Source organism: Actinomyces sp. oral taxon 849 str. F0330 (genome assembly GCF_000239715.1).
Classification (GTDB): Bacteria; Actinomycetota; Actinomycetes; order Actinomycetales; family Actinomycetaceae; genus Actinomyces; species Actinomyces johnsonii.
The window spans coordinates 144,916-155,743 of the sequence record NZ_JH470353.1 but is presented as its reverse complement, the minus strand read 5'-3'; the positions used below and the strand labels follow the sequence as shown (position 1 = coordinate 155,743).

The window sequence follows — 10,828 nt, the reverse complement described above, 5'->3', positions numbered from 1 at the left end:
CCGGAGCGCACCACCTCCAGAGCGGTGGCCGGGACGCCCGAGCCCGCACCGATCCGCTGGGGGACGTAGCCGATGCGCTCCCAGGAGACCCTGCGGCGCCGGCTGATGGGGGTGCCCAGCACCTCGATATGGCCGCTGGCCGTGGGCACCAGCCCCAGAATGGCTTTGACGAGTGTGGATTTGCCCGAGCCGTTGGCACCCAGCAGTGCCACGGACTCGCCGCCGCCCACCGCAAGGCTCACGTCGGTCCAGGGATGAGGGAGGCGCCCAGGACGACACTGAGGTCCCGCACCACGATGGTGAGCGCGGACGACGCCGCCCGGGGCGAGCCGGACGGCGTCGTCGGAGACGATGCTGCTGAAGGGGATGAGGAGGTCATACCTAAGTGATCATGCCGATCTGGTTGGATGTCATCTGCTCGGGTCGCCGGGCTCGGCCGGCCCCGACTCTACTGGCAGGCCAGGGCGGCCTTGAGCCGCCCCAGGTTGGTGGTCATGGCGTCGGTGTAGTCACCCTGCTCGGGCTTGGACTCCAGGGGGCTGAGGACATCGGTCTGCGCCCCGGTCTCCGCGGCGATCGTCTGGGCCGTGGTGGGGGAGACGAGCTCCTCGGTGAAGATCGTCGTTGTCCCCGTGCTCTCGACCACCGTCTTGATGTTGGCCAGCTCGGCGGGGCTGGGCTCGGTCTCAGGGTCGATGCCGGAGATGGAGGCCTGGGTCAGCTTGTAGCGGTCGGCCATGTAGCCGAAGGCGGCGTGGGAGGTGACGAAAGTGGTGCGCTGGCAGCTGGACAGGTCCTGGGTGTACTGCGTGTCCAGGTTGGTCAGCGCCGTCTTGAGCTTGTCCAGTCCGGCCTTGTAGTCGTTGGCGTTGGCCGGGTCGATCTTGGCGAAGGAGGCCTCCATGGTCTCGGCCACCGCGATCATGCGCTGCGGGTCGAGCCAGAAGTGCGGGTCGAGGTCGCTGCCGTGCTCCTCGCCCTCGGTGTGGCCGTGCTCGTCATGCCCGTGCTCGTCATGGCTGGTCCCGCTGGACTCGGCAGTAGCACCGTCTGCGGCCTCATCACCGTGCTCGTGCTCCTCCTCGACCCCCTCGTGGTGGACGAGGTTGGCGGGTTTGCTCAGGTCCAGCACCGTGGGCCCGGAGCCGACCTCCTTGACGGCCTTGTCCAAGGAGGGCTGGAAGCCGGGGACGTAGGCGATGAGGTCGGCCTTGCCCAGCTCGGCGGTCTCCTTGCCGGAGAGCTCGAAGTCGTGCGGCTCGACGTTGGGAGGGGTCACGGTGGAGACCTTGACGAGTGGGCCGCCGATGGCCTCGGCCAGGTAAGCGATCGGGTAGAAGGACGTCGAGACCGTCAGGGTCTTGCCCGGTGCGATCGTATGGGCGGAGGATGCCGACGAACTCTCGCTCTTCAGGGCGCTGCACGCGCTCATGCCGGCAGCGAGGATCAGGGCCGCTCCGAACGCCGCGATGCGACGGAGGTGATGAGAACGAGTCTGTGAAACACTCATGCGAATCATTCTCATACTCTTGATCTCGTGCGTCAAACCACGGCGAGTATGCGTGTGCGCTGCTGAGAGCCGATTTGCCAGGGGAATCGGCGCATCTGCGCCGCGAGGTCGCGGTGCGACGGGCCCCTCACCGACTCATGACGGCCCTCGGCCTAGACTGTCCCCACTCGTCCCCACCAACCAGGCGGGACCACGACTACTCCTGAAGGAGCACTCCGTTGGCATCCACCCCTTCACGCCTTGACGCCGTCATCAACCTCGCCAAGCGTCGCGGATTCGTCTTCCCCTGCGGCGAGATCTACGGCGGAACTCGCTCGGCCTGGGACTACGGGCCGCTGGGCGTCGAGCTCAAGGAGAACATCAAGCGCCAGTGGTGGCAGTCCATGGTTCGCTCCCGCGACGACGTCGTCGGGTTGGACTCCTCGGTCATCCTGCCGCGTGAGACCTGGGTCGCCTCCGGCCACGTCGGCGCCTTCACCGACCCGCTCGTGGAGTCCCTGCACACCCACAAGCGTTACCGTGCCGATCAGCTCATTGAGGACTACGCCGCCCGCAAGGGCCTCGAACCTGAGGCCGTCACCCTCGACATGGTGCCCGACCCCGTCACCGGCCAGCCGGGCTCCTGGACCGAGCCGCGCGAGTTCTCTGGCCTGCTCAAGACCTACCTGGGGCCGGTCGATGACGAGTCCGGCCTGCACTACCTGCGCCCCGAAACCGCTCAGGGAATCTTCATCAACTTCGCAGCCGTCATGAGCGCGGCCCGCAAGAAGCCGCCCTTCGGCATCGGCCAGGTCGGCAAGTCTTTCCGCAACGAGATCACGCCCGGCAACTTCATCTTCCGCACTCGCGAGTTCGAGCAGATGGAGCTGGAGTTCTTCTGCGAGCCGGGTACGGACGAGGAGTGGCACCAGTACTGGATCGACTACCGCAAGGCCTGGTACGTGGGCCTGGGTATCGACCCCGCTAACCTGCGCGAGTACGAGCATCCCGCCGAGAAGCTCTCCCACTACTCCAAGCGCACTGTGGATCTGGAGTACCGCTTCGGCTTCGCCGGTTCGGAGTGGGGTGAGCTCGAGGGCATCGCCAACCGCACTGACTTCGACCTGTCCACCCACGCCGAACACTCCGGCAAGGACCTGTCCTACTTCGACCAGACCAGGAACGAGCGCTGGACCCCCTACGTCATCGAGCCCTCGGCCGGCCTGACCCGCTCGCTCATGGCCTTCCTGGTGGAGGCCTACACCGAGGATGAGGCCCCCAACACCAAGGGCGGGGTGGACAAGCGCATCGTGCTCAGGCTCGACCCGCGCATCGCCCCGGTCAAGGCGGCCGTCCTGCCGCTGAGCCGCAAGGAGGAGCTCACCGGCCCGGCCAAGGAGTTGGCCTCCCGCCTGCGCCGCTCCTGGAACGTGGACTACGACGACGCCGGCGCGGTGGGCCGCCGCTACCGCCGCCAGGACGAGGTGGGCACGCCCCTGTGCCTCACCTACGACTTCGACTCGCCCGAGGACGGCGCGGTCACCGTGCGCGAGCGCGACACCATGACCCAGGAGCGCATCCCGCTCGAGGGCGTGGAGCGCTACCTGGCCGAGCGGCTCGTGGGCTGCTGAGGCCCGTCCTACTCTGCGCTCCGCCGTCGGATCCGGCTCCGACGGCGGAGCGTCCTCATGCACCATGAGGCAGCGATACCTTCTCAGCTCCGGCACTCAGCGGCCAGACCCCTGGACGGGGTGCGGGGCATTCCCCACGCCGCCCCGTGCCCCTGGCTCACCTCAGGGGCACGGGGCGGGCATGATGGGACGGTGAGCACCAACTCGACCTCCCCGAGCCATGAGACCATCCCTTCAGAGGACCCTCCCTGGCAGCCGGGCGAGGAAACCGGTCACGACCATAGCCGTGGCCACGGCCATAGCGGGCACAGTCACTCCCACTCCGGGCCCCTGGACCTGGAGGCGGGCGAGGTCCGCCGGGTGAGAATCGTGCTCGGCGTGATCGTCGGCGCCCTGGTACTGGCCACCGTCGTCGGGCTGTTCATGCTGTGGCCGGGCAAGAGCTCGCTGATCGGCTCGCGCTCCTTCACCGCCGAGGGCGGCTCGGTGGGCCGGGCCACTATCACCTCCTTGGACCTGTCGAGCTGCCAGAGCGCCGTCAGCGCCCTGACGGAGGTCAACGGTGTCACACAGGACGCCTTCGCCAAGGGACACGTGTGCGCCCGCATCACGGAGGGTGAGGGCAAGGACTTGATCATGCCGGTCCAGCTGGTGGGTGAGCCCCGCAAGCTCGCCCACGTTGGCGATCGCCTCGTCGTCCTCTACTCACCCCAGGCGATCCTGTCCGGCTCCCCTTACTCCTTCATTGACTACCATCGCCGGCTCCCGGTCGGCGCCCTGACGATCGTCTACCTCGTGCTCGTCGTGGCGGTGGCCGGGCGCAAGGGCGTCTTGAGCGTCCTGGGCCTGCTGGTGGCTACCGGCGTGCTCGCCTTCTTCATGATCCCGGCCCTCCTGTCCGGCTCCCACCCGCTGGCGGTGACGCTGGTCGGCTCGATGGCGATGATGCTGGCGGCCGTCTACGTGGCCCACGGCGTGTCCATCCGCACCACGACGGCCCTGCTGGGAACGGTGGCCGGTATCGTGCTCACCGTCCTGCTCGCCCTGTGGGGGACCGACGCCGCCCACCTGACCGGCGATGTCGACGAGACCGCCCGCCTGTTGGCCTCCCGCACGCACATTGACCTGCAGACGCTGCTGACCTGCGGCATGGTCATCGCCGGCCTCGGCGTCCTCAACGACGTCACCATTACCCAGGCCTCCTCGGTGTGGGAGCTGCACGCCGCCAACCCGCTGCTGTCGCGCACGCGCCTGTTCACCGGCGGGATGAGGATCGGTCGGGACCACATCGCCTCGACCGTGTACACCCTGGCCTTCGCCTACGCCGGCACGGCGCTGCCGCTCATCCTGGCCGCGGCCCTCATGGACCGCGCGGTGCTGGACACCATGCTCTCGGGTGAGATCGCCGAGGAGATCGTGCGCACCCTCATCTCCTCCATCGGCCTGGTCCTGGCGATCCCGGCGACAACGGCAATCGCGGCGGCCCTATGCCGCGTCACCCCGGTCTTGGACGATTAACTGACGGACGACTGACTGACGAGGCTGACCGGAGGACGGCAGTCAGATTCGCTCAGCCGCCGGAGACGTCGGACTCGGCCTGGCTGAGCATCTCGCGGTGGGCCTCATCCAGGACGGGGGAGTCCAGCCACCCGTCGGGCAGGCGCGGGGTCTTGGGACTGCCGGCCCGGCCCCGGGGACCCTCGACGATGTCGCCGGGGTAGTCGACGATCTCCGGCAGGCGCGAGCGCATCCGCTCCAGGCCGGCGTCGAGCTCGGCCAGCGTCCTGATCCCCATGAGATCGGCGCGCGCGGCGCCGCCGACCGGGTAGCCCTTGAGGTACCAGCCCACGTGCTTGCGCAGGTCGCGCACTCCCCGGTCCTCGCCCATCTCGGCGGCCAGCATGCGCCCGTGGCGGCGGATCACCTCGATGACGGCATCCAGGTCCGGGCGGGTACGCGCGTCCGAGCCGTGCAGGGCCGCCACGATGTCGGCGAACAACCAGGGCCGCCCCTGGCAGCCGCGCCCCACGACGACGCCGTCGCAGCCGGTGGCCTCCATCATGCGCACCGCGTCGTCGCCAAGCCAGATGTCCCCGTTGCCGAGCACCGGTAGGTCGGTGGCCTCTTTGAGTCGGGCGATCTCCTCCCACCGGGCCTGGCCCGAGTAGTGCTGGCGCGCGCTGCGGGCGTGCAGGGCCACGGCCGCGATCCCGGCGTTCTCGGCGGCCCGAGCGGCATCGAGGAAGGTCTCGTGCTCCTCGTCGATGCCCAGACGCATCTTCATGGTCACCGGGACCTCCCGTGCCCGGCCGGTGGCGCGGACGGCCGCCTCGCTGGCACGCACGGCCTCGGTGAGGATCGCCGCCAGCAGGTCGCGCTTCCAGGGCAGCGCCGCCCCGCCGCCCTTGCGCGTCACCTTGGGCACCGGACAGCCGAAGTTCAAATCGATGTGGTCGGCCAGATCCTCCTCCACCAGGATCCGCACAGCGGCGCCCACCGTGGCCGGATCGACCCCGTAGAGCTGGATGGAGCGCACCCGCTCGGCCGGGTCGGTGCGCACCATCGCCAGGGTGCGCTCGTTGCGCTCCACCAGGGCCCGGGTGGTGACCATCTCGGTGACGTACAGGCCCGCCGGGGCCAGCAGGCCAGCGCCCGGCGCCGCCACCGGGCCTGGGGAGGCGGGTGAAAGCGCCTCGGGCAGGGCCGCCTCAGCCATCTCGCGGCACAGTCGGCGGAATGAGGCGTTGGTGACGCCCGCCATGGGGGCGAGCTCGACCGGGGTGGACACCTCCAATGGGCCGATGCGCAGCGGTGCGGGTGCGCGACCGGATGCGTCGGCGCCGTGGGAGGAGGAGATGGTCTCGGTCGTGGTCACCCTGACATGCTGACACACGACGGGTGTCAAGATGTTGACCCGCCGTGCCGTTCGGTCCCGCACAGGCACAGGTATGGACCACCTGTGGGAGAGATAACACAGGTTAATCGAGGGTGCTGCGTGACGAACTACTGATGATGAATGCTCGCGCGCGTTACCTTGTGTGTTTGTGCTGATGAACGAAGAGACCGAGCCGTCAATACCACGTTCCGTCGTCGTGACCGGTGCCTCCCGGGGGATTGGGGAGGCAGTCGCGAAGGCATTCCTCGCACAGGGCGACCGGGTGGCAGGTATCTCCCGTTCCGGTGAGGCCCCCGAGGGAGTCCTGGGGCTGGCCGCCGATGTCACCGACCCCGAGGCGCTGGCCCAAGCGCTCAGCGCCGCCACCGAGGCGCACGGCACCATCGAGGTCCTCGTGGCCTCGGCCGGCATCAACCGGGAGTCCCTGGCCGCCCGCACCTCCTCCCAGATGTGGGACGAGGTCATCTCAGCCGACCTGACCGGCACCTTCAACACGGTGCGTGCCGTCACCCCCGCCATGATGCGGGCCCGCCGGGGACGCATCATCCTGGTCTCCTCGGTGATTGCCGCCCGTGGAGGCGTGGGCCTGTCCGCCTACGGCGCTGCCAAGGGCGGGGTGGAGGGCCTCACCCGATCCCTGGCCCGTGAGCTCGCGCCGCGCGGCATCACCGTCAACGCGGTGGCGCCCGGATTCGTGCGTACCACCATGACCTCCTCCCTGCCCGACCACATCCGCACCGCCTACCTCGAGCAGATCCCCCTGGGGCGCTTCGCCGAGGTCGCCGACGTCGCGGGCCCCGTCCTGTTCCTGGCCTCCTCGGCGTCCTCCTACGTCACCGGCGCAATCCTCGGCGTCGACGGCGGCATGGGCATAGGGCGATAGACAGTCGGCAGGCGTGGGACGATGAGAGCATGAACCCTCCCATGGGACTGCTCAGTGACCGTACGGTGCTCGTCACCGGCGTCCTACGGCCCAGCTCGATCGCCACCCGAGTCGCAGAGGTGGCCGCGCAGCAGGGCGCACGTGTCCTGCTGACGGGGCACCCCCGCACCCTGGCGGCCACCGCCTCGGTGGCTCGCGGTCTCGGTCTGCCCGACCCGGTGACGCCCCTGGATGTGGCCGACGCCGACTCACTGGCCGCTCTGGCCCCCGCCTTACGGGAACTGGGCTTCACCCGCCTGGACGGTCTGGTCCACTCCATCGCTCGCGCGGACCCCGACCTGCTGGGAACCGTCCTCCCATCCGAGCCCCCCGGCACCGATCCGCAGAGCGCTGATCAACCAGAGCAGGCGGGCAGAATGCGCAACCTGGAGCGCGCCTTCACCGTCTCAGCGGCCTCCCTGCCCGCCTTCGTCCACGCCGCCTCCCCACTGCTGGATCGCGGCGGCAGCATCGTGACCCTGACCTTCGACAGCGCCCGCGCCTGGCCCGGCTACGGCTGGATGGGCCCCCTCAAGGCAGCGCTGGAGGCCGCAGTGCGCGCCCTCGCCGTCGAGCTCGGAGAACGTGGCGTGCGGGTCAATGCCATCTCGTCGGGCCCCTTGAGGACCACCGCCGCGGGCGCCATCCCGGACTTCGGGGAGCTCTCCCAGCGCTGGGACGCCGCCGCCCCTCTGGGATGGGACGCCGGCGATGCCACCGCCATGGCCCGCAGCGCCGTCGCCCTACTGTCCCCCTGGATGCCCGCCACCACCGGGCAGACCATCCACGTCGACGGCGGGGCGTGCGTCGTCGGCTGACCGTACTCGAGCGCGCCGCGACAGCCATGCGCGACAGCCATGTCTGGACCGCCGCCGTGCCGTAGGGTAGGACCGTGACAACGGATCCTATGCGCCGGCTCGTGCTCGTCCGACACTCCAAGGCCTCCCACGACGCCGTCACCGACCTGGAACGTCCTCTGACGCCCAAGGGCGCCGCCCTGGCCGACCTGCTGGCCAAGGAACTGCGCAAGCGCCTGGAGGCCACCGACCTGCTCCTGGTCTCCCCTGCCGCCCGCGCCCGCGAGACCGCCCGCCCCCTGCGCGACCGCCTCGAGCCCACCGACACCCTGGTGCGCGAGGAAATCTACAACCTGGGCCCCAATGGCATCCTGAGGGTCCTGTCCGAGGACGGCGGAGACGCGGGCACGGTGGTCGTCGTCGGCCACGAGCCCACGATCTCCGTGCTGGCCCACATCCTCCACGACACCGACGACGACATGGCCTCCCAAATCTCTTTCGGCGTACCCACGGCCACTGCCGTCATCATCGATGTTCCCGGCAGCTGGACCGACCTGGGGCCCAGTAGCGCCCGTATCCGCGAGATCTTCACCGCTCGCCGGCGCGGCTGAGCCAGGCGGCCCGCGGTGGGCCATCGGCCGGTAGCGCCGTCCCTCGGCCGGGTTCGGATCAGGCTCCGATCAGCTCCGGATCAGTTGCAGGACGGCCCGCAGGTCGCGCACGTGCACGGCGGCGTCGGCCTGCTCGACGACGACCGGCTTGGCGCAGAACGCCACTCCCAGCCCAGCGGCCGCCAGCATCCCCAGGTCATTGGCCCCGTCCCCGACGGCGATGGTGCGCTCCATGGGTACCCCGTCCTGCTCGGCCCAGGTGCGCAAGCAGCGGACCTTCTCCTGACGGTCCACGATCCTCCCCAGCACCCGGCCGGTGAGCACGCCGCCGGCCACCTCCAGGCGGTTGGCCGCCACATGGTCGATCCCCAGCCGCTCGGCCAGGGGCGCCACGACCTCCTCGAAGCCGCCGGAGACAACTCCCACCCGGCAGCCGCGCGCGTGCAGCGCCTCGATGAGTTCGGCCGCACCCTCGGTGGGGCGCACCTCGGCGAGGACGTCGGCGAAGACGCCGTCGGAGACCCCGGCCAGCGTCGCCACCCGCTCGCGCAACGAGGCGGCGAAGTCCAGCTCCCCGCGCATCGCCCGGGCCGTGACCTCGGCGACCTGCTCACGCGTCCCGGCCCGTTCGGCGATGAGCTCGATGACCTCCTGCTCGATGAGGGTGGAGTCCACGTCCATGACCAGCAGGCCGGGGCCCTCGGTGATCAGCGGTCCGTCGGTCAGCGCGCCGCTGACCGGACCGGCAGGGGCGGGGGAAGTACTGCTCATGGCGTCATGCTAGCCGCGCACGCGACTGCGCCGTCTCCCCGGGATGAACCGGGAGACGGCGCAGCTGCTTTGAGGAGACGGGCCTGGAGGCCGCTCGGATCAGCGGGTGACGACCTGCCCCTTGGCCACCACCGTGATGCCGGACTCGGTCACGGTGAAGCCGCGCTCACGGTCGTGCTCGGGATCGATACCCACCATGGCGCCCTCCTCGACCCGGACGTACTTGTCCAGAATCGCGCGGTTGACCACGGTGTTACGGCCGACCTCGGCGCCGTCCATGAGGACCGATTCGCGCACCGAGGACCAGGAGTTGACTCGTACGCCGGGGGACAGGACCGAGGAGATCACCTCACCGCCGGAGACGATGACGCCCGGCGAGACGATCGAGTCGACCGCGTGCCCCAGACGCTCGTGGTGCCCGTAGACGAACTTGGCCGGAGGCATCGCCGCCTGGTACCCGGCGAACAGCGGCCAGCGGTCGTTGTATAGGTTGAACACGGGCGTCACCGAGATGAGATCCTGATGCGCTTCGAAGAAGGCGTCCACGGTCCCCACGTCGCGCCAGTAGTCGCGGTCGCGCTCGGAGGAGCCGGGAACGTCGTTGTCCTTGAAGTCGTAGACGCCCGCCGCACCCTGGTTCACGAACCAGGGCACGATGCTGCCGCCCATGTCGTGCTTGGAGGACTCATCGGCGGCGTCCACCGTGACGGCCTCAAGGAGCGCGTCGGCGTTCATGATGTAGTTGCCCATCGAGGCCAGGACCTCATCGGGGGAGTCCGGTAGGCCGGGGGTCTCCTTGGGCTTCTCGACGAAGGCCTTGATCTTGCCCCGGTCGGACGGGTCGGTCTCGATGACGCCGAACTGGTCCGCCAGGGACCGGGGCTGACGGATGCCCGCCACGGTGCAGGGCAGCCCGGAGGCGATGTGGTGATCCAGCATCTGGGAGAAGTCCATGCGGTAGATGTTGTCCGCACCGGTGATGACCACGTAGTCGGGCCGCTCGTCGTCGAGCAGGTTGAGGGACTGGTAGATCGCATCGGCACTCCCCAGGAACCAGTGCTTGCCCACGCGCTGCTGGGCCGGCACCGGGGCGATGTAGTTGCCCAGCATGTCGGACATGCGCCACGTCTTGGAGATGTGGCGGTCCAGCGAGTGGGACTTGTACTGGGTGAGCACCACGACCTTGAGGAAGCCGGAGTTGATCATGTTGGACAGCGAGAAGTCGATGAGCCGGTAGATGCCGCCAAAAGGAACGGCGGGCTTCGCGCGGTCGACGGTCAGGGGCATGAGACGCTTGCCCTCACCGCCGGCGAGGACGATTGCGAGTACGCGAGGTTGAGCCATGTGGCCTACCTTACGTTGCTTAGGGCACTTGCGGGGACAAACAGATCACAATTCGGACCAATCCCGAGCCGGCCGCCGCCGCTGCCCGAGGGGGCGGGCGGGGCGCATCTTCGCCGGTCTTGGCGGGTACAGCTGAGCCTGGCGACCCTGACAGAGCCTCGGAGGAGGACGAGGGGCTGATCCTTGACCCGGACCTTCGATCTAGATCCGCCCCCGTCTCAGTCCTCCGAAGGTTCCATACGCGAGAGTTCGGTGGAAACCACCGGCGTCGAACGGTCCCACCCGGTCCGGTGTACGTATACCGTCGGATGTGGCGCCCGCTCCACCGCAGGCGCCCGTCCTGCGCCGAGGAAGGCGCGGTCAGTCC

The 10,828-nt window shown here is 69.3% G+C and carries 9 protein-coding genes and 1 pseudogene; 5 read left to right on the top strand and 5 right to left on the bottom strand.

Features of this window, described 5'->3' with window-relative positions:
* Window positions 1-379, bottom strand: a pseudogene (locus HMPREF0975_RS17325) (ATP-binding cassette domain-containing protein); the annotation flags it as partial.
* A 69-nt stretch (window positions 380-448) separates the two neighbouring features.
* A complete protein-coding gene (locus tag HMPREF0975_RS09295) occupies window positions 449-1,510 on the bottom strand; it encodes a metal ABC transporter substrate-binding protein (RefSeq protein ID WP_156808238.1) in 1,062 nt (353 codons plus the stop codon).
* A 218-nt stretch (window positions 1,511-1,728) separates the two neighbouring features.
* Here HMPREF0975_RS09295 and HMPREF0975_RS09290 point away from each other — a divergent pair, with 218 nt between their 5' ends.
* Entirely contained in the window at window positions 1,729-3,120 is a 1,392-nt protein-coding gene (locus tag HMPREF0975_RS09290; RefSeq protein WP_009233897.1) for a glycine--tRNA ligase, read from the top strand.
* 192 nt (window positions 3,121-3,312) lie between these two features.
* Window positions 3,313-4,638, top strand: coding sequence for a YibE/F family protein (locus tag HMPREF0975_RS09285; RefSeq protein WP_049939693.1), 1,326 nt, complete (start codon window positions 3,313-3,315; stop codon window positions 4,636-4,638).
* 52 nt (window positions 4,639-4,690) lie between these two features.
* Here the strand turns inward: HMPREF0975_RS09285 and dusB are convergent, their stop codons facing one another.
* The gene (gene dusB, locus HMPREF0975_RS09280; RefSeq protein WP_049939692.1) at window positions 4,691-5,995 is read right to left on the bottom strand and encodes a tRNA dihydrouridine synthase DusB; all 1,305 of its coding nucleotides are present in this window, start codon (window positions 5,993-5,995) and stop codon (window positions 4,691-4,693) included.
* A gap of 175 nt (window positions 5,996-6,170) precedes the next feature.
* Between dusB and HMPREF0975_RS09275 the strand changes: the two genes are divergently transcribed.
* The 3 genes from HMPREF0975_RS09275 (at window position 6,171) to HMPREF0975_RS09265 (ending at window position 8,346) form a co-directional block, all read left to right on the top strand.
* The gene (locus HMPREF0975_RS09275; protein WP_009233894.1) at window positions 6,171-6,899 is read left to right on the top strand and encodes an SDR family oxidoreductase; all 729 of its coding nucleotides are present in this window, start codon (window positions 6,171-6,173) and stop codon (window positions 6,897-6,899) included.
* Between the two features lie 29 nt (window positions 6,900-6,928).
* The gene (locus HMPREF0975_RS09270) at window positions 6,929-7,756 is read left to right on the top strand and encodes an SDR family oxidoreductase (protein WP_009233893.1); all 828 of its coding nucleotides are present in this window, start codon (window positions 6,929-6,931) and stop codon (window positions 7,754-7,756) included.
* Between the two features lie 89 nt (window positions 7,757-7,845).
* A complete protein-coding gene (locus HMPREF0975_RS09265; protein ID WP_009233892.1) occupies window positions 7,846-8,346 on the top strand; it encodes a SixA phosphatase family protein in 501 nt (166 codons plus the stop codon).
* A gap of 69 nt (window positions 8,347-8,415) precedes the next feature.
* Here the strand turns inward: HMPREF0975_RS09265 and serB are convergent, their stop codons facing one another.
* Both serB and glgC read right to left on the bottom strand, forming a co-directional pair.
* Window positions 8,416-9,117: a phosphoserine phosphatase SerB gene (serB, locus tag HMPREF0975_RS09260; protein ID WP_009233891.1), complete on the bottom strand. Its 702-nt coding sequence runs from the start codon at window positions 9,115-9,117 to the stop codon at window positions 8,416-8,418.
* 99 nt (window positions 9,118-9,216) lie between these two features.
* A complete protein-coding gene (glgC, locus tag HMPREF0975_RS09255) occupies window positions 9,217-10,461 on the bottom strand; it encodes a glucose-1-phosphate adenylyltransferase (protein ID WP_009233890.1) in 1,245 nt (414 codons plus the stop codon).
* Window positions 10,462-10,828 lie beyond the last annotated feature (367 nt).

Excerpts from the sequence above, each read along its gene's own strand:
- HMPREF0975_RS09295 (WP_156808238.1), bottom strand. The coding sequence starts at position 1,510 with ATGAGTGTTTCACAGACTCGTTCTCATCACCTCCGTCGCATCGCGGCG.
- HMPREF0975_RS09275 (WP_009233894.1), top strand. The coding sequence starts at position 6,171 with ATGAACGAAGAGACCGAGCCGTCAATACCACGTTCCGTCGTCGTGACC.
- HMPREF0975_RS09270 (WP_009233893.1), top strand. The coding sequence starts at position 6,929 with ATGAACCCTCCCATGGGACTGCTCAGTGACCGTACGGTGCTCGTCACC.
- HMPREF0975_RS09265 (WP_009233892.1), top strand. The coding sequence starts at position 7,846 with ATGCGCCGGCTCGTGCTCGTCCGACACTCCAAGGCCTCCCACGACGCC.
- serB (WP_009233891.1), bottom strand. The coding sequence starts at position 9,117 with ATGAGCAGTACTTCCCCCGCCCCTGCCGGTCCGGTCAGCGGCGCGCTG.
- glgC (WP_009233890.1), bottom strand. The coding sequence starts at position 10,461 with ATGGCTCAACCTCGCGTACTCGCAATCGTCCTCGCCGGCGGTGAGGGC.